Here is a 16,840-nt window from a genome sequence, read left to right as displayed (position 1 = left end):
CCCGGCAAGTTCAATTCGTCTGTTCGCGCAGGGTATACGGTTCCGCAACGGGCGAGGAGAGTGTATGCGAATTTCCGCCGGCAATCCCGCTTCGTTACGGGAATCGACGCGTTTTATGATCTTGTGCCGAATCGACCAGGATCATCGTGATCCAGAGAAAGGAAAGTCAGATGATTTTCACCCCCAAAGGAAAACACCTCGTCGCGGGCGAATGGCTCGATGGGGCAGGCACCTTCGCTTCGGCGCCGGCGCATGGCCCGGCGCATGATTTTGCCGTAGGCACCGTAGAGCTGGTGAACCGGGCCTGCGAGGCGGCTGAGGAAGCCTTCTGGACCTATGGCTATTCCTCGCGCAAGGAGCGCGCCGCCTTCCTGCGCGCCATCGCCGACGAGATCGAGGCCCGGGCGGAGGCGATTACCGAGATCGGCAGCCAGGAAACCGGCCTGCCCGAGGCGCGGCTCAACGGCGAACGGGGCCGCACGACCGGCCAGCTCAGGCTCTTTGCCGATCATATCGAAAAGGGTGATTATCTCGACCGGCGCGTCGATGCGGCGATGCCCGAGCGCCAGCCGGCGCCCCGTCAGGAGATACGGCTGGTCCAGCGCCCCGTCGGTCCGGTCGCCGTCTTCGGCGCCTCGAATTTCCCGCTGGCCTTTTCGACCGCCGGCGGCGATACGGCCGCGGCGCTCGCAGCCGGCTGCCCGGTCGTGGTAAAGGGTCATTCGGCGCATCCCGGCACCGGCGAGATCGTCGCCGAGGCCGTCGACGCAGCGATCCGCAAGACGGGTGTTCATCCCGGCGTATTCTCGCTGATCCAGGGCGGCAGCCGCGACGTCGGTCATGCGCTGGTGCAGCATCCCCATATCAAGGCCGTAGGCTTCACCGGTTCGCTCGCCGGCGGACGTGCCCTGTTCGATCTTTGCGCGGCGCGCCCCGAACCGATCCCGTTCTTCGGCGAACTCGGTTCGGTCAACCCGATGTTCCTGCTGCCGGAAGCGTTGAAGGCACGGGCGGAAACGCTGGGGCAGGGATGGGCCGGTTCGCTCACCATGGGCGCCGGGCAGTTCTGCACCAATCCCGGAATCGCCGTCGTCATCGAAGGTGCGGACGCCGACCGCTTCACCACCGCCGCCGTCGAGGCGCTTGCCAAGGTGGCACCGCAAACCATGCTGACGGACGGTATCGCCAAGGCCTACCGCGACGGTCAGGCGCGCTTTGCGACGCGCAACGCCGTCAAACCGCTGCTTGCGACCGAGTCGTCCGGCCGTGACGCATCGCCCAATCTCTTCGAGACGACGGGTGCCCAGTTCCTGGCCGACCATGCGCTCGGCGAAGAAGTGTTCGGCCCGCTTGGACTGGTGGTTCGGGTGGGATCGCCGGCCGAAATGGAAGAGCTCGCGCGCGGCTTCCAGGGCCAGCTGACCGCAACCATCCATATGGATGCGGGCGATCTGGAGACGGCGCGCCGTCTGCGTCCGGTGCTCGAGCGCAAGGCGGGCCGGGTGCTGGTCAACGGCTTCCCGACCGGGGTTGAAGTGGTGGATTCGATGGTGCATGGAGGCCCCTATCCAGCCTCGACCAACTTCGGCGCAACCAGCGTCGGCACCATGTCGATTCGACGTTTCCTGCGTCCCGTCGCTTACCAGAACATGCCGGAAGACCTGCTGCCCGAGGACTTCCTCGGCTGATCCAGCCTCCCGGCCGCGCAATAAAAGGGGCTTTTCCACAAGGGAAAGCCCCTTTCCATTGCGAAAAGGCGCCCTGTTATATACTTTTTGTATACTAATTGTATTTTTAAATTGATTTGTGCTCTCCGACGCGGAATAGTGCGCGCGCCGTCACACCGATCGGCCAACTCAAGGGAGAGAACAATAATGAAGACCTCGGTCCTCGCCTTCGGCCTCGTTGCCGCCACCGCTCTGACGAGCCCCGCCCATGCCGACAAGCTGGACGACATCATCGCTTCGGGAACGCTGCGCTGCGCCGTGGTGCTCGACTTCCCGCCGATGGGTTCGCGCGACGAGAACAACGAACCGATCGGCTTCGACGTGGATTACTGCAACGATCTGGCCAAGGCGCTCGGCGTCACCGCGGAGATCGTGGAGACGCCGTTTCCCGAGCGCATCCCGGCGCTGATGTCCGGCCGCGTCGATGTCGGTGTCGCCTCCACCTCCGATACGCTCGAGCGTGCCAAGACCGTCGGCATGACGGTGCCTTACTTCGCCTTTGAAATGGCGGTAACCGCCAACGAGAAGTCCGGCATCAAGTCCTTCGAAGACATGAAGGGCAAGGTGGTCGGCGCCACCGCCGGCACCTATGAGGCGATCGCACTCGAAAACCAGGTCAAGGCCTGGGGCGAGGGCGAGTTCCGCCCCTATCAGACGCAGGCCGACGTTTTCCTGGCGCTGAGCCAGGGCCAGCTCGACGCCACCGTCTCTACCTCGACGGTCGCGCAGTCCAACGTCAAGGGCGGCAAGTTCCCCGGCATCTCCGTGGTCGACAAGGCGCCCTTCGACATCGACTACGTGGCCCTCTTCACCAATCGCGAGGAATACGGCTTCCTCAACTACCTCAACCTGTTCGTCAATCAGCAGGTCCGTACCGGCCGCTATGCCGAACTCTACGAGAAGTGGGTCGGTGGCGAGGCTCCGTCCCTGGCGGTGAACGGCGTTTACCGCTGATCCGAGGATCGTCTGACGGTGCGGGGCAACCCGCGCCGTCGCTGCATTCCGAGGGGTGAGACGGGAATGTTCAACTACACCTTCCACTGGAACCAGGCGCTGAGGGCGCTGCCGCAGATGCTGGACGGCGCGGTGGTCACGCTGCAGGTCGCGGTGCTGTCGATGGTCATCGGCGTCGCCTGCGCGATCGCGCTCACCGTGTTCCGCCTGTCCGGCAGCCGTATCCTTGGCGGCATCGCCACGACCTGGGTCGAGGTCGCGCGAAACACGCCGGCGCTGTTCCAGATCTACATGGCCCATTTCGGCCTCGGCAATTTCGGGATCCACCTGAGTCCCTATACGGCGCTTCTGGTCGGGATCGCCTTCAACAATGCGGGCTATCTTGCCGAGAATTTCCGCGGCGCGCTCAAGGCCATTCCGGATACGCAGGCCCGCGCTGGCCGGTCGCTCGGCATGACCTCGCTGCAGGCGTTCCGGCTGATCGTTCTGCCGCAGATGCTGCGCGTGGCCTTCCTGCCTGCGACCAACCAGATGGTCTGGGCGATCCTGATGACGTCGCTCGGCGTCACCGTCGGCATGAACACCGACCTTGCCGGCATCACGCAGGAGCTGAATGCCCGCTCCTTCCGCACATTCGAATTCTTCGCGCTCGCTGCGGTGATCTACTACCTGATCGCCAAGGCGGTCACGCTTGCAGCCCGGGCCTTCGCCTGGCGCATGTTCCGCTACTGAGAGGGGTGAGAGATGTTTGATACTGCCCTCACCTGGAACGATCTCGCCTTTCTTGCGCAAGGCGCCGGAATGACGCTGGCGGTAACCGCCGTCGCCGTCACCGCCGGCACCGTTCTCGGCATCCTCTTCGGAGTGATCCGGTTCCAGATCGGACCCTATTGGTCGGCGCCGCTCACCTTGCTGCTCGACGTGTTCCGCTCGGTACCGCTCCTGATCCAGCTCGTGCTCGGCAATGCCTTCCAGTCGATCGCCAAGCTCGGCTGGGGCGCCTTCACCACCTCCGGCGTGGTGCTTTCGCTCTACACGGCGGCGTTCTGCGCGGAGATCGTGCGCGGCGGAATTTCATCGGTGCCGGTGACGACCCGCCGTGCGGCGCGCTCCCTCGGCATGACCTGGTGGCAGGACATGCGCTACATCGTGGCGCCGCTTGCCACCCGGGTTTCGCTTCCGTCGTGGATAGGCCTGACGCTCGGCGTGATGAAGGACTCCGCATTGGTGCTCTGGCTCGGCCTGGTCGAGCTCCTGCGTGCCTCGCAGATACTGGTCACGCGTCTGCAGGAGCCGCTCTTCATTCTGCTGATCTGCGGCGCCATCTACTTCCTCCTCAGCTTCCCCGTCGCCCGGCTTGGCGGGTATCTCGAAAAACGGTGGTCCCCCAATGATTGAGATCGAAAACGTCCGCAAATCCTTCAGCTCTCTGGAGGTTCTCAAGGGTATCGACCTGACCGTCGAAAAGGGCGAGGTGGTCACCATCATCGGCGGCTCCGGCTCCGGCAAGTCGACGCTGCTCACCTGCATCAACGGGCTGGAGCCGATCGACTCCGGCCGGATCGTGATCGACGGGACCGATGTCCATGCCAAGGGCACCGATCTCAACAGGCTGCGCCGCAAGGTCGGGATCGTGTTCCAGCAATGGAACGCCTTCCCGCATCTGACCGTGCTCGAAAACGTCATGCTCGCCCCGCGCAAGGTGCTTGGCCTCTCGAAGGACAAGGCCGAGGAGATTGCGGTGAAGCAGTTGACCCATGTCGGTCTCGGCGAGAAGCTCAAGGTCTATCCGAACCGCATGTCGGGCGGCCAGCAGCAGCGCATGGCGATCGCCCGGGCGCTTGCCATGTCGCCGGAATATATGCTGTTCGACGAGGTGACTTCGGCGCTCGATCCGATGCTGGTCGGCGAGGTGCTCGACACCCTCAAGATGCTGGCGGAAGAGGGAATGACGATGATCTGCGTTACCCACGAAATGACCTTTGCCCGCGACGTGTCGGATCGCGTGGCCTTCTTCCATCAGGGGATCATGGCCGAGATCGGTTCGCCCGATCAGATTTTCGCCTCGCCGCAGAACCTTGAAACGCAGAAGTTCCTGGCGAGCGTACGATAAATGGCCGCACCGCACGTCATCGTGATCGGCGCGGGGGTCGTCGGCCTCTCGGCTGCAATTGCCGCCGTGGCCAGCGGCCTGTCGGTCACCGTGCTCGACCGCGAGGGGCCGGCGGCCGGCGCCTCCGCCGGCAATGCCGGGGCATTCGCCTTCACAGATATCCTTCCGCTTGCCTCGCCCGGCATCCTCAAAAAGGCGCCGAAATGGCTCCTGGATCCGCTCGGGCCGCTGACCGTGCCGCCCGCCTATGCGCTGAAGATCGCGCCATGGATGTTCCGCTTCTGGCGCGCTTGTCAGCCGGGGCGCGTGGCGCATTCGACCGCGGCCCAGACCGCGCTGATGGACCTGTCGAAAGCGGAGCTCGAGCCGTTCCTCGGTGCGACCGGCACGGCGCCCATGCTGCGCAAGGAAGGCAACCTTCAGGTCTACGAGGGAGAGGCGGAATTCAAGGCGTCGCTTGCCGGCTGGAAGGCGCGCGCGGATCACGGGATCGAGTTCCGGCATCTCGATGCCGCAGGCATTGCCGAGATCCAGCCGGGCCTGGCGGCGCGCTTCACCCACGCTACCTTCACGCCCGGCTGGTATTCCATCGCCGATCCGAAGCTCTACACGCTTGCGCTTGCCGATCATTTTCGCACGATCGGCGGGGTGATCGAGCGCGCGGAGGTCACGGCGCTGAAGCCCGTCGATGGCGGGGTCGAAGTCCTGAGCGCCGACGGCAGGACGCGGCGGGCGGCGCAGGTGGTCCTCTCGGCGGGCGCTTTCTCGCACCGGGTTGCGCGCACGCTCGGCGAAAGCATTCCGCTCGAAACCGAGCGCGGCTACAATACGACGCTTCCCGCCGACGCGTTCGACCTGCGAACGCAGATCACTTTCGGCGGCCATGGCTTCGTCGTGACACGGCTGTCGACCGGTATCCGGGTCGGCGGTGCGGTCGAACTCGGCGGGCTCGATCTGCCGCCGAACTTCCGCCGCTCCCAAGCGATGCTGAAGAAGGCGCAGGCCTTCCTGCCCGGTTTGAAACCGGAAGGCGGGGTGCAGTGGATGGGCTTCCGGCCGTCGCTGCCCGACAGCCTGCCGGCCATCGGCCGCGCCCGCGCGACGCCGCGGGTGATCTTCGCCTTCGGTCACGGCCATCTCGGGCTCACCCAATCGGCGGGCACCGCAAGGATCGTCGCCGATCTCTTGACCGGCCGGACTCCGGCCATCGACATTGCACCCTTTTCGCCGCAAAGATTCTGACAGAGGTTTCGACCATGGCCACCCACACATTCTCCTGCATCGACGGCCACACCTGCGGAAATCCCGTCCGCCTCGTTTCGGGCGGGGGCCCGCGTCTCGAAGGCGCGAACATGCTGGAAAAACGCGCGCATTTCCTGAAGGAATTCGACTGGATCCGCACCGGTCTCATGTTCGAGCCCCGCGGCCACGACATGATGTCGGGTTCGATCCTCTACCCGCCGACCCGGCCCGACTGCGACGTGGCGGTGCTCTTCATAGAGACCTCCGGCTGTCTGCCGATGTGCGGTCACGGCACCATCGGAACCATCACCATGGGCATCGAGAACGGCCTGATCACCCCGCGCGAGCCCGGCAAGCTGTCGATCGATGCTCCCGCTGGCAAGGTGGACATCACCTACCGCCAGGAGGGCCGCTTCGTCGAGGAAGTGCGCCTTACCAACGTGCCGAGCTTCCTTTATGCGGAAGGGCTGACGGCGGAGGTCGAGGGGCTCGGCGAGATCGTGGTGGACGTCGCCTATGGCGGCAATTTCTACGCCATCGTCGAGCCGCAGAAGAACTTCCGCGACATGGCCGACCATACGGCGGGAGAACTGGTCGGTTGGAGCCCCAAGCTGAGGGCCGCGCTGAACGCCAAATACGAGTTCGTCCATCCTGAACATCCGGAGATCCGGGGCTTGAGCCACATCCAGTGGACGGGCAAGCCGACGCAGCCGGAGGCCCATGCCCGCAACGCGGTGTTCTACGGCGAGAAGGCCATCGACCGCTCGCCTTGCGGCACCGGCACATCGGCCCGGATCGCGCAGCTTGCCGCCAAGGGCAAGCTGAAGGTCGGCGACGAATTCGTCCACGAGTCGATCATCGGGTCGCTCTTCAAGGGCCGCGTCGAAGCGGCGGCGAAGGTCGCCGATCGCGACGCGATCATCCCGTCGATCGCCGGCTGGGCAAGAATGACCGGTATCAACACCATCTTCATCGATGACCGCGATCCCTTCGCCCACGGCTTCGTCGTAAAATGAGCGGCCTCGATCCCGCCCGCAGCATCCTTCAGGGGTCGGCCGAGGGCCCGGTCATCGCGACCGGGGAGGCGCTGAGTTTCTGGGGCGGGGTCGATCCCGCGACGGGCCGCGTGATCGACGTGCATCACCCGCTGCATGGCGTCCCGCTTACCGGCTCCATCCTGATGATGCCGTCGAGCCGCGGCTCCTGTACGGGCTCGGGCGTGCTGCTCGATCTGGTGCTGACCGGCCGTGGCCCTGCCGCACTCGTATTTTCCGAACCGGAAGATGTGCTGACCCTCGGCGCGCTGATCGCCTCCGAGATGTTCGCCAGCCCGCTGCCGGTGCTGCGGCTTGCGCCGGAAGCCTTCGCGGCGCTCGCCCGTGCGAAGACGGCGCGGATCGGCGACAGGACGATTGAAGCCGAGGGGCTGGCGATCCCCGTCGTTCCGCCGGCGACGGCCGCGCTCGACCTCACCGATGGCGACCGCGCCATGCTCGACGGAGCGGAAGGCGTCGCGGTTGCGCAGGCCATGCGCATCATTTCCGCCATGGCGGCGCACCAGGGGGCGCTGGGCCTCGTGGATGTGACGCAGGCTCATATCGACGGCTGCATCTATGCCAGTCCCGCGAACCTCACCTTTGCCGAGAAGATGGCGGAGATGGGCGCGAAAGTGCGGATCCCGGCGACGATGAACGCCATTTCCGTGGACCATGGCAACTGGCAGAGGCAAGGTGTGCCGCCGTCCTTCGGCGACCCTGCGGCGCGGCTCGCCGACGCCTATGTCCGCATGGGCTGCCGGCCGACGTTCACCTGTTCGCCCTATCTGCTCGACAGCGCGCCAGCAACGGGCGAAGCCGTGGCCTGGGCGGAGTCCAATGCCGTGATCTTCGCCAACAGCGTGCTCGGTGCGCGGACGGCAAAGCACCCGGATTTCCTCGATCTTTGCATCGCGCTCACCGGACGCGCGCCGCTCTCCGGCGTCTATCTCGACGAACACCGCAAGGCACGGCGGATCATAGACGTCGAACTGCCCGCGGGCGCCGACGACGCTTTCTGGCCGTTGATCGGCTATCTCGCCGGGCGGGCGGCGCCAGATCGCATCCCGCTCATCCGCGGGCTCGCCCCGGCGGAGCCCTCGCGCGACGACTTGAAGGCGCTCTGCGCCGCCTTCGGCACCACTTCGGCCGCGCCGATGCTGCATGTGGAGGGCGTGACGCCGGAAGCCGGCGGTGCCGCGGCTGAGGACGCGGATCATGCGACCATTGCCCGCGCCGAGCTGACGGCCGCTTGGTCCGCCCTGAACGAGGGTCCGGCTGAAGTCGAACTCGTGGCGATCGGCAGCCCGCACGCGTCCCTTGCCGAGTGTCGGGCGCTGGCCGAGGCGCTCGGCGGCCGCAAGCGGCATCCGGATGTGGCAGTGATCGTCACGGCCGGCCATGAAGTCATTGCGAAGGCACGCGGCGAGGGCATTCTCGCGCGGCTTCAGGAGAGCGGCGTCCAGGTGCTGCCGGACCTCTGTTGGTGTTCGATCTCCGAGCCCGTGTTCCCGACGCGTACTCGGGCGGTCATGACCAATTCCGGCAAATATGCCCATTACGGTCCCGGTCTTTCAGGCCGCACAGTACGCTTCGGCAGTCTTGCCGATTGCGTTTCGGCGGCCTTGTCCGGGCGCGTCCCGCCCCGGCTGCCGGAATGGCTTTCCTGAAGCGCGGCGGAGTTCGTAACCGCGCTGATTTTTGAAACGAGGAATTCGCGATGCGCAGCACCAAGACCATTCATGTCATTTCGGCCCATGCCGAGGGTGAAGTGGGCGACGTGATCGTCGGTGGTGTCGCGCCTCCGCCGGGCGATACGATCTGGGAACAGAGCCGCTGGATCGCCCGCGATCAGACCCTGCGCAACTTCGTCCTGAACGAGCCGCGCGGCGGCGTCTTCCGCCATGTCAATCTCCTGGTGCCGCCCAAGCATCCCGACGCGGATGCTGCCTTCATCATCATGGAGCCGGAAGATACGCCGCCCATGTCCGGCTCCAACTCGATCTGCGTTTCAACCGTGCTGCTCGACAGCGGCATCCTGCCGATGAAGGAGCCGGTGACGGAGATCACGCTCGAAGCGCCCGGCGGTCTCGTTCGCGTGCGCGCGGAGTGCCGTGACGGCAAGGCCGAACGCATCTTCGTCGAGAACCTGCCGAGCTTTGCCGAGCGGCTGGACGCGAAGCTGGAGGTCGAGGGGCTCGGGACCCTCACAGTCGACACCGCCTATGGCGGCGACAGTTTCGTGATCGTGGATGCTGCCGCAATGGGCTTCGCCCTGAAGCCGGACGAGGCGCACGACATCGCCCGGCTCGGCGTGAGGATCACCAATGCGGCAAATGCCAAGCTCGGTTTCCATCATCCGGAAAACCCCGATTGGCGGCATTTCTCCTTCTGCCTCTTTGCCGGTCCCGTGGAGCGCACGGCGGAAGGCCTGCGGGCGGGTGCTGCAGTCGCGATCCAGCCGGGCAAGGTCGACCGGTCGCCGACCGGTACGGCGCTCTCGGCACGCATGGCCGTGCTGCATGCGCGCGGCCAGATGGGGCTCTCGGACCGGCTGACGGCGGTTTCGCTGATCGGCTCCACCTTCTCCGGCCGCATCCTGGGCACCACCGAAGTCGGCGGCCGGCCGGCCGTGCTGCCGGAAATCTCGGGCCGCGCCTGGATTACCGGCACCCATCAGCACATGCTCGACCCGTCGGACCCCTGGCCCGAGGGCTACCGGCTGACCGACACCTGGGGGGCGCGCTGAGCGGATTGGCGCGCGGGTGGAAATCGAGAGCGTTTTGCGTCATCCGAACTATGATGAACGCATCGCGACACGAAGGAGAATAGAATGAAGGCACGCATCAAATGGGTCGAAGGCAGGACCTTCGTCGGCGAATCGGGCAGCGGCCACAAGGTCGTGCTCGGCACGGCCGCCGGCCCGGATGGCCCGACACCGGGGCCGAGCCCCATGGAAATGGTGCTGATCGGCACCGGCGGCTGCTCGGCTTTCGACGTCGTCCACATCCTAGAGAAGGGCCGCGAGGCCGTCGAGGATTGCGTGGTCGAGATGGACGCCGATCGGGCGGATCAGGACCCGCGCGTATTCACCCGCATCCACATGCATTTCATCGTCAAGGGCCGTGGTCTGGCCGCCAAGAAGGTCGAGCGCGCGGTTGCCCTCTCCATCGAGAAATATTGCTCCGCATCCGCGATGCTCGCAAAGACGGCGACCATCACGCATGATTTCGAGGTGGTCGACACGTCGAATACGGCGGCCTGACAGGGCGCCTCCGCCCCTCATCCGCCTGCCGCCACCCGTTTTCACGGGGAGAAGGAACAAGCGGGTCGCTCCTCGCATCTCATCGCGCAGAATAGGTCCGGAACCTTGCCGCTTGCCGCCAGGCGGATGAGGGGGCATTCGAGAATTCCGCTGAGCGCCGCATGAATTCAACCGCATCCAGCGCAATGCAGCGTACAGAAATTTCCACTCCCATGTCGGCGCCTTCAGGCGCCGTTCGTCCTATTGTATGCGCGGCACAGCCGCAAACCGGAGAATGGCCTTGATTTGATCGGCAATCCTTGCGTGGACTGAAAATGAATGCCGCGCCGGATAGCCCTGAGCGGAGATACGAGAAATGATCGATGCGCATTATCGCTGGGTGATCGTTGCTGCCGGCGGCCTGCTCGGCTGCATTGCAATCGGTGCCATGTTTTCATTGCCGGTTTTCCTTGTGCCCATCTCGCGCGATACCGGATGGTCGTTGACCGGCATATCGAGTGCTATGACGGTGGGCTTCATCGCAATGGCCCTGGCAAGTATGGTCTGGGGTAGCGCTTCGGACCGCTGGGGTCCGCGCCCGGTCGTGCTGATCGGTTCCGCGCTTCTTGCGGCGAGCCTGGCGCTTTCCAGCCTCGTGACATCGCTGATCGCATTCCAGCTCGTCTTCGGGGTGGTCGTCGGCGGGGCCTGTGCGGCGATATTCGCACCGATGATGGCTTGCGTGACAGGCTGGTTCGATACGCATCGCAGCCTTGCCGTATCTCTGGTGTCGGCCGGTATGGGAATGGCGCCCATGACCATGTCGCCGTTGGCCGGGTGGCTGGTTACTATCTACGACTGGCGGACATCGCTGCAGATCATAGCCGCCCTTGCCGCCGTCACGATGATTCCGGCCGCGTTGCTGCTGCGGCGCCCGCCGGTCCTCGAAGATCCGAATGCCGTCTCCGCAAGCGAAGGGCAGCCGGACATGTCCCTTGGACAGGCGCTGAGATCGCCGCAATTCGTCATATTGCTGCTGACGAACTTCTTTTGCTGCGCCACCCATTCCGGGCCGATTTTCCACACGGTGAGCTACGCCGTGAGCTGCGGGATCCCGATGATTGCCGCCGTTTCCATCTACAGCCTCGAGGGTCTGGCGGGAATGGGCGGCCGTGTCGCCTTCGGCATCCTCGGAGACCGCTACGGCGCCAAGCGCATTCTGGTATCGGGGCTGCTGCTGCAGGCCTTCGGTGCGCTCGCCTATTTCTTCGTGCGCGATCTCGGCGCCTTCTACGCGGTGGCTGCCGTGTTCGGCTTCATCTATGCGGGCGTCATGCCGCTTTACGCCGTGATCGCCCGCGAGAATTTCCCGCTGCGCATGATGGGCACCGTCATCGGCGGCACGGCAATGGCCGGCAGTCTCGGCATGGCGATCGGCCCGGTTGCCGGGGGACTGATCTACGACGTTTTTGCCAGCTACGGCTGGCTCTATATCGGCGCCTGGGGTCTCGGCATCGGTGCTTTCCTGATCGCACTGACCTTCAAGCCCTTCCCCAGGGAACGGCCGGCACTGGCTGCCGCCTAAGGCAAGCCCGAGGAAAACCGTGCCACGGTTTTCCTCGTCGCCCTTACCGAATGGGCCGATCGGCTTCAGGCCTCATTGCGTACTGGGGCGGTCAAGCTGCAGCGAAAGCTGCACGCCGCGCTTGAGGGGCGGGAGCGGTATACCGACCTGAATCCGTCCGAAGGTTTTTCTGCGCCACTCCTGTTCGCGCTCCCGCCGGCGTCTTGCCTGGGCGACGGCGGCCATGGCGCGCTCGATAACTTCCTCTGCATGGGTCATGAGAGACTCTCCAGAATGTTCACGTTATGTTCTCATTCTGATTCATGAAAGTCAAGCCTCACCGGGGGAGCACGTCGGTCCGGGGCGGCGGGTCCTTTTCGCCGGGCGGGTTCTGCGAGTCGTCCTCGGGGCCCTTGTCGGGCTGGGGCTCGTTTGGCGGCGGATCGGGAATGCCGAGTGGCGGAACCGGGTTCGGCGGAATTATTCCCGGCCCGGGGCCGGGGCCGATCGGATCGGGCGTCATTGAAGAACTCCCTCTCACCGAGGTTCCGGGGCGTCGGCGATCGGCGGTGTGTAGACGACCGTTTCGGTTTCACCTTCCAGCATGGCGCCGCCGATCGCCAGGTAGGCGAAGATGGCACATATCGCGAGCAGTATGAGACCTATCGGAAATGCGGCTGTGGCGCGTTTTTCGGGCATGTTGCGATCATCATGGGTCAACATGGTGCACTCCCATACGGCTGCATGCTTCCGTATTTGGCGATTGAGGATAAGCACGCAGCACTCCAAGTGTTACAGGCACCCTTGCGCGCCGGATGAGGCGCGAGGCGCTGTCATCATGGGAGAACGAAACCGGCGTTCACCGGTTCCAAAGCCCGGCGACGGAAAGATGAGGGCGCGTCAGTCTTCCGGCATGCCCGCAGAACCGATACGGGCAAACATCTCTGCGAGCGCCGGCCCCTGGAGTAACGGGACCGACAGCGGCAGAAGCGCAGCCGTAACCGTGCGGACGAGGTCGGCGTTGGAGCCGGCGGCGGTTCCTTCCGGAAGCCAGAGATTGTTTTCGAAGCCGACGCGGACATGGCCGCCGAGGAGCGCCGCGACTGTGACGCAGGCCGCCTCGTGACGGCCGAAGGCGCAGACGCTCCAATGGGTGAAGGCGGGCATGTCCGGCGCCAGGAAAGGCAGCAGGTCACGGGGGAGGGACCTCTGGCCCGGCGTATAACGGCCGAGTACGTAAAGTACGGGAATGTCGTCGCGGGAAAGCAGACCTCGTCGCCGCATGCCGTCCAATCGCACCGCCTCCTCCGGATCGTAGAGGATGATCTGCGGCGTGACCTTCTCCCGGGCCGCCCACGACAGAAGATCCGCAAAGGCAGCCTCGTGCGTTTCGTCCGGGACCAACTCTCTGAGGGCCAGCGACACGGCCTCGGGCCGGACCGCCTTCACGACGGCGATCTGCTCGCCCGGCGAATAGATGCCCAGCGCCTCGCTGGTGATCTGAATCACCATGCGATCGCCCACGGCAGCCCGGATCGCTGCGGTCGCGGCGCGGTAGGCGTCGGCATCGAGAAGATGGCTTCCGTCCCCCTTGCGCACGTGAACGTGGATCATCGCCGCGCCGGCATCGAGGCAGTCGCGTGCGGTAAGCGCCAGTTCTTCCGGGGTCAGCGGTATGGCGGGATGGTCGGCCTTCGTCCGGCGCCCGCCATTCGGCGCGACCGCGATCGAAATCCCCTGCAAAGCATCGCGTGCGTTCATGTGGGCACCATCGAGTATGATTTTCAGAAATCATAAAGTTGCACACTGAAACATTCGTTGCAATGATCATGAGATCGTTGTTAAATGAAGCATGGACAAGGGGCCGCTCAGCGACGCGATCATCACCGCCTTCGACGGGCTTTCGTCGCAATTGCGGACGGCGGCCCGCTATATCGTCGACCATCCCCGCGACGTCGCTCTTCTCTCCATGCGCGAGCAGGCGCGCCAGGCGGGGGTGCAGCCCGCGACGATGACCCGCCTTGCCAAGCAACTCGGTTTCGATGGTTACGATGCTATCCGCGAACGTTATGCCGAGGCGTTGCGGGAGGGTGATGCCGGATTTGCCGGAAAGGCCGGCGAGCAGGCCCGAAGCCAGAAGCTGAGGGGCGACCACGCGCTCGCAGCCGATATGTTGCGCACGATCGGGACGCAGATTTCGCGGCTCGCAGAACCGGCTGCGCTCGACCGCATCGTTGCAGCGGCCACGCGGCTTGCCCGTGCCCGGCGGGTCTACTGCCTCGGGCTGCGCTCGAGCCACGCGGTCGCCTGGCAGTTCCACTATATTCTTTCGCTGGTCGGCGAAAAATCCGTGATGCTGGACGGCATCGGCGGCACCGGCGCGGATGCCGTCGGACGTGCCACGAGCGCAGACGTGCTGCTCGTGGCCAGCGTTCTTCCCTATACACGGGCGACGATCGAAATTGCCGAATATGCTCGGGACAACGGCGTACCGGTCGTCGCGGTGACCGACAGCGAAGTGGCGCCGCTTGCGCAGATCGCCGAGGCGATCATCGTCGTGCCGACCGAAAGTCCTTCCTTCCTGCACGCCATGGCGCCCGCCTTTGCCGTCGCCGAAGTGCTCGGCGCGCTCATCGCAGGCCGGGGCGGCGAAGCGACGCTCGCGGCTCTGGAGCGCTTCGACGGGCAGCTCGCGGCGCTGAACACTCATCTCCAATCCCGCAACTCCAAGAGAGCGCCATGACCCATCTTCTCCACCGCGCCATCCACGCGAAGCTGCCGGTCGCCGTCCGCGGCGAAGGCATCAGGCTCTTCGATACCGAGGGCCGGGCCTATATCGACGCCTCCGGGGGAGCCGCCGTCTCCTGCCTCGGTCACGCTCATCCGGATGTGCTCGCCGCCCTCCACGCGCAGCTCGACCGTATGGCCTATGCCCATACCGGCTTCTTCACCACCGAGGCGGCGGAACGGCTTGCCGACCGCCTCGTCGCCGATGCGCCCGACGGGCTCGATCACGTCTATCTGGTGAGCGGCGGATCGGAAGCGGTCGAGGCGGCGCTGAAAATGGCCCGGCAGTATTTCGTGGAGAAGGGGGAGCCGCAACGCCGCCACATCATCGCCCGGCGCCAGAGCTATCACGGCAACACGCTTGGCGCCTTGGCGGCCGGGGGCAACGAGTGGCGGCGCGCTCAATTCCGGCCGTTGCTCGTCGAAACCCACCACATCGATCCATGCTTTGCCTACCGGCTGCAGCAGGCCGGCGAGAGCGACACGGACTATGCCGCGCGTGCCGCGGGTCAGCTCGAGGCCAAGATCCTCGAATTGGGCGCCGATCAGGTGATCGCCTTCGTCGCCGAGACGGTGGTGGGCGCCACGGCCGGCGCGGTCCCGCCCGTCGCCGACTACCTGAAGCGCGTTCGGGCGATCTGCGACAAATACGGCGTGCTGCTGATCCTCGACGAGGTGATGTGCGGCATGGGCCGCACCGGGACGCTGCATGCCTGCGAACAGGACGGCGTCGTCCCGGATCTCATGACCATCGCCAAGGGGCTCGGAGGCGGCTATCAGCCGGTCGGCGCGGTACTGCTGTCCTCCGCGATCTTCCAGGCCTTCTCCGAAGGGTCGGGTTTCTTCCAGCACGGCCATACCTATATGGGCCACCCGATGGCAGCGGCGGCCGGCCTTGCCGTGCAGGAAGTGATCCGCCGTGACGGGCTGCTCGAAAACGTCGTGTCGATGGGCGATTATCTGGAAAGATGCCTGGTCGAGCGGCTCGGCAATCACCACCACGTCGGCGATATTCGCGGCCGCGGCCTCTTCCGTGCCGTCGAGCTTGTCGCCGACCGGGCGACGAAGTCCCCCTTCGATCCCGGCCTGAAGCTCAATGCCCGGATCAAAAAGGAAGCCATGGCACGGGGCCTGATGGTCTATCCGATGGGCGGCACGATCGACGGGCAACGCGGCGACCACGTCCTCCTGGCGCCGCCCTTCATCCTTAACCGGGAAGATGTCGGCCAGATCGTGGAGCGCCTCGGCGATGCCGTCGATGCGGCGATTGCCTCGCTCACGAAAGCTGCGGGTTAGAGCAACGCCCAGTAACCGCATCGTGCATCGGCGCACGTCTTGCTGGTGCTGCTCTCGGACGATGCGCCTGCCGAACTTGCGGAGAGTGCCTTGTGGCCAATGCTGCCGGTCGTCTCCTCGGCAATGTGGTAAGGCAACTGAAGGCTTGATCTCACGCTTGTTTCTCGTCACGCGGCATGCACTCAGCCCCCGACGAACCGGTTGCGGAGAGGTCGCGAGCGGGTGCCGCGAATCCCTTCGCCCCGCTTGCGGGGAGAAGGCCGCGGCAGCGGGATGAGGGGCAATCGCGTATAACAGCTTCACTCCTTCAGATGCGGTTCGCCGAGCGTGTGCATCAGGCGGTTCGCCCAGCCGAAGATCGCGATCGAATGGATCAGATCGAGGATCTCCAGGTCGTCGAGCCCGATCTCGCGCAGGTGGTAGAACTGGTAGACGCCGACATTGTCCGGGTGAGCCGTCAGATCGACGCCGAAATTGAAGAGTGCCTGCTCGAAATCCGGCAGGTCGGCGTCGAGGCCGCGCCTGTAGATTTCGTCCACCACCTCCGGCCGCTTTTCCAGCTGGATGTAGCGGTTGGCATGCACCGAGGCGCAGTAAATGCAGCGGTTGACGAAGGAAGCCGCCAGCGCGCCGATTTCGCGCCCGCCGCGCGAGAGCCCGCCTTCGCTATACATGATGTCGTTGAAGAGCGGCGTACGTTCGGCGAGCATCTCGGCTTCGTTGGCCAGAACCAGGACATAGTTCGAAACCTTGGTATTAGAGGGCGTCACTTTCAGCGCTTCGAGCTGCTCCGGCGTTGCCTCGTCGAGCTTTACGGGCTTGACATAGGGCTGCCAGTCGAGCGGCTCCAGGGTGAATTCGTGTACGGCTTCCGACATG

The 16,840-nt window shown here is 65.0% G+C and carries 18 protein-coding genes; 13 read left to right on the top strand and 5 right to left on the bottom strand.

The window, feature by feature from the left end:
* Positions 1-170 precede the first annotated feature (170 nt).
* The 11 genes from M1D34_RS24560 (at position 171) to M1D34_RS24510 (ending at position 11,899) form a co-directional block, all read left to right on the top strand.
* Positions 171-1,688 carry an aldehyde dehydrogenase (NADP(+)) gene (locus M1D34_RS24560; RefSeq protein WP_010975153.1) on the top strand — a complete coding sequence of 506 codons (1,518 nt, stop codon included), beginning with the start codon at positions 171-173 and terminating at the stop codon, positions 1,686-1,688.
* Between the two features lie 186 nt (positions 1,689-1,874).
* Positions 1,875-2,681 (top strand): ABC transporter substrate-binding protein, encoded by an 807-nt coding sequence (locus M1D34_RS24555; protein WP_003528598.1) that lies wholly within the window; start codon positions 1,875-1,877, stop codon positions 2,679-2,681.
* Between the two features lie 66 nt (positions 2,682-2,747).
* On the top strand, positions 2,748-3,413 hold the full coding sequence (locus tag M1D34_RS24550; protein WP_010975155.1) for an amino acid ABC transporter permease: 666 nt from the start codon (positions 2,748-2,750) through the stop codon (positions 3,411-3,413).
* 12 nt (positions 3,414-3,425) lie between these two features.
* Positions 3,426-4,079, top strand: coding sequence for an amino acid ABC transporter permease (locus M1D34_RS24545; protein ID WP_003528591.1), 654 nt, complete (start codon positions 3,426-3,428; stop codon positions 4,077-4,079).
* A complete protein-coding gene (locus M1D34_RS24540) occupies positions 4,072-4,794 on the top strand; it encodes an amino acid ABC transporter ATP-binding protein (RefSeq protein WP_498782838.1) in 723 nt (240 codons plus the stop codon). Before M1D34_RS24545 ends, M1D34_RS24540 begins: the two co-directional genes overlap by 8 nt.
* A complete protein-coding gene (locus M1D34_RS24535) occupies positions 4,795-6,036 on the top strand; it encodes an NAD(P)/FAD-dependent oxidoreductase (protein WP_498782836.1) in 1,242 nt (413 codons plus the stop codon). It abuts the gene before it with no gap.
* A 14-nt stretch (positions 6,037-6,050) separates the two neighbouring features.
* Positions 6,051-7,052, top strand: coding sequence for a 4-hydroxyproline epimerase (locus M1D34_RS24530; RefSeq protein WP_015243442.1), 1,002 nt, complete (start codon positions 6,051-6,053; stop codon positions 7,050-7,052).
* Positions 7,049-8,740 carry a cis-3-hydroxy-L-proline dehydratase gene (lhpI, locus tag M1D34_RS24525; protein ID WP_498782834.1) on the top strand — a complete coding sequence of 564 codons (1,692 nt, stop codon included), beginning with the start codon at positions 7,049-7,051 and terminating at the stop codon, positions 8,738-8,740. The genes M1D34_RS24530 and lhpI overlap by 4 nt, the downstream gene beginning before the upstream one ends.
* Before the next feature lie 50 nt (positions 8,741-8,790).
* Positions 8,791-9,819, top strand: coding sequence for a trans-3-hydroxy-L-proline dehydratase (locus tag M1D34_RS24520; RefSeq protein WP_498782832.1), 1,029 nt, complete (start codon positions 8,791-8,793; stop codon positions 9,817-9,819).
* A gap of 84 nt (positions 9,820-9,903) precedes the next feature.
* The gene (locus tag M1D34_RS24515) at positions 9,904-10,335 is read left to right on the top strand and encodes an OsmC family protein (RefSeq protein WP_498782830.1); all 432 of its coding nucleotides are present in this window, start codon (positions 9,904-9,906) and stop codon (positions 10,333-10,335) included.
* Between the two features lie 355 nt (positions 10,336-10,690).
* The gene (locus M1D34_RS24510) at positions 10,691-11,899 is read left to right on the top strand and encodes an MFS transporter (RefSeq protein WP_498782828.1); all 1,209 of its coding nucleotides are present in this window, start codon (positions 10,691-10,693) and stop codon (positions 11,897-11,899) included.
* Between the two features lie 72 nt (positions 11,900-11,971).
* Here M1D34_RS24510 and M1D34_RS24505 read toward each other — a convergent pair whose 3' ends face one another.
* The 4 genes from M1D34_RS24505 to M1D34_RS24490 form a co-directional block, all read right to left on the bottom strand.
* Positions 11,972-12,157 carry a hypothetical protein gene (locus M1D34_RS24505; RefSeq protein WP_003525670.1) on the bottom strand — a complete coding sequence of 62 codons (186 nt, stop codon included), beginning with the start codon at positions 12,155-12,157 and terminating at the stop codon, positions 11,972-11,974.
* 58 nt (positions 12,158-12,215) lie between these two features.
* On the bottom strand, positions 12,216-12,401 hold the full coding sequence (locus M1D34_RS24500) for a hypothetical protein (RefSeq protein ID WP_498782826.1): 186 nt from the start codon (positions 12,399-12,401) through the stop codon (positions 12,216-12,218).
* Positions 12,402-12,415: 14 nt separating this feature from the next.
* Positions 12,416-12,601 (bottom strand): hypothetical protein, encoded by a 186-nt coding sequence (locus M1D34_RS24495; protein WP_498782824.1) that lies wholly within the window; start codon positions 12,599-12,601, stop codon positions 12,416-12,418.
* A gap of 177 nt (positions 12,602-12,778) precedes the next feature.
* The gene (locus M1D34_RS24490) at positions 12,779-13,639 is read right to left on the bottom strand and encodes a beta-keto acid cleavage family enzyme (protein WP_498782822.1); all 861 of its coding nucleotides are present in this window, start codon (positions 13,637-13,639) and stop codon (positions 12,779-12,781) included.
* A gap of 91 nt (positions 13,640-13,730) precedes the next feature.
* Here M1D34_RS24490 and M1D34_RS24485 point away from each other — a divergent pair, with 91 nt between their 5' ends.
* Both M1D34_RS24485 and M1D34_RS24480 read left to right on the top strand, forming a co-directional pair.
* Positions 13,731-14,621: a MurR/RpiR family transcriptional regulator gene (locus M1D34_RS24485; RefSeq protein ID WP_010975164.1), complete on the top strand. Its 891-nt coding sequence runs from the start codon at positions 13,731-13,733 to the stop codon at positions 14,619-14,621.
* Complete coding sequence (locus tag M1D34_RS24480) at positions 14,618-15,961, top strand: aspartate aminotransferase family protein (protein WP_498782821.1); 1,344 nt, start codon at positions 14,618-14,620, stop codon at positions 15,959-15,961. Before M1D34_RS24485 ends, M1D34_RS24480 begins: the two co-directional genes overlap by 4 nt.
* Positions 15,962-16,260: 299 nt before the next feature.
* On the opposite strand, the gene M1D34_RS24475 is transcribed toward M1D34_RS24480, so the two are convergent.
* Positions 16,261-16,839: a peroxidase-related enzyme gene (locus M1D34_RS24475; RefSeq protein ID WP_014527553.1), complete on the bottom strand. Its 579-nt coding sequence runs from the start codon at positions 16,837-16,839 to the stop codon at positions 16,261-16,263.
* Position 16,840 lies beyond the last annotated feature (1 nt).

The organism is Ensifer sp. D2-11 (genome assembly GCF_054161295.1).
This window is presented reverse-complemented; position numbering and strand designations above follow the sequence as displayed.

Bases quoted from the DNA above. Each gene is read 5' to 3' on its own strand.
- M1D34_RS24560 (WP_010975153.1), top strand. From the start codon at position 171: ATGATTTTCACCCCCAAAGGAAAACACCTCGTCGCGGGCGAATGGCTC.
- M1D34_RS24555 (WP_003528598.1), top strand. From the start codon at position 1,875: ATGAAGACCTCGGTCCTCGCCTTCGGCCTCGTTGCCGCCACCGCTCTG.
- M1D34_RS24550 (WP_010975155.1), top strand. From the start codon at position 2,748: ATGTTCAACTACACCTTCCACTGGAACCAGGCGCTGAGGGCGCTGCCG.
- M1D34_RS24545 (WP_003528591.1), top strand. From the start codon at position 3,426: ATGTTTGATACTGCCCTCACCTGGAACGATCTCGCCTTTCTTGCGCAA.
- M1D34_RS24540 (WP_498782838.1), top strand. From the start codon at position 4,072: ATGATTGAGATCGAAAACGTCCGCAAATCCTTCAGCTCTCTGGAGGTT.
- M1D34_RS24535 (WP_498782836.1), top strand. From the start codon at position 4,795: ATGGCCGCACCGCACGTCATCGTGATCGGCGCGGGGGTCGTCGGCCTC.
- M1D34_RS24530 (WP_015243442.1), top strand. From the start codon at position 6,051: ATGGCCACCCACACATTCTCCTGCATCGACGGCCACACCTGCGGAAAT.
- lhpI (WP_498782834.1), top strand. From the start codon at position 7,049: ATGAGCGGCCTCGATCCCGCCCGCAGCATCCTTCAGGGGTCGGCCGAG.
- M1D34_RS24520 (WP_498782832.1), top strand. From the start codon at position 8,791: ATGCGCAGCACCAAGACCATTCATGTCATTTCGGCCCATGCCGAGGGT.
- M1D34_RS24515 (WP_498782830.1), top strand. From the start codon at position 9,904: ATGAAGGCACGCATCAAATGGGTCGAAGGCAGGACCTTCGTCGGCGAA.
- M1D34_RS24510 (WP_498782828.1), top strand. From the start codon at position 10,691: ATGATCGATGCGCATTATCGCTGGGTGATCGTTGCTGCCGGCGGCCTG.
- M1D34_RS24505 (WP_003525670.1), bottom strand. From the start codon at position 12,157: ATGACCCATGCAGAGGAAGTTATCGAGCGCGCCATGGCCGCCGTCGCC.
- M1D34_RS24500 (WP_498782826.1), bottom strand. From the start codon at position 12,401: ATGACGCCCGATCCGATCGGCCCCGGCCCCGGGCCGGGAATAATTCCG.
- M1D34_RS24495 (WP_498782824.1), bottom strand. From the start codon at position 12,601: ATGTTGACCCATGATGATCGCAACATGCCCGAAAAACGCGCCACAGCC.
- M1D34_RS24490 (WP_498782822.1), bottom strand. From the start codon at position 13,639: ATGAACGCACGCGATGCTTTGCAGGGGATTTCGATCGCGGTCGCGCCG.
- M1D34_RS24485 (WP_010975164.1), top strand. From the start codon at position 13,731: ATGGACAAGGGGCCGCTCAGCGACGCGATCATCACCGCCTTCGACGGG.
- M1D34_RS24480 (WP_498782821.1), top strand. From the start codon at position 14,618: ATGACCCATCTTCTCCACCGCGCCATCCACGCGAAGCTGCCGGTCGCC.
- M1D34_RS24475 (WP_014527553.1), bottom strand. From the start codon at position 16,839: ATGTCGGAAGCCGTACACGAATTCACCCTGGAGCCGCTCGACTGGCAG.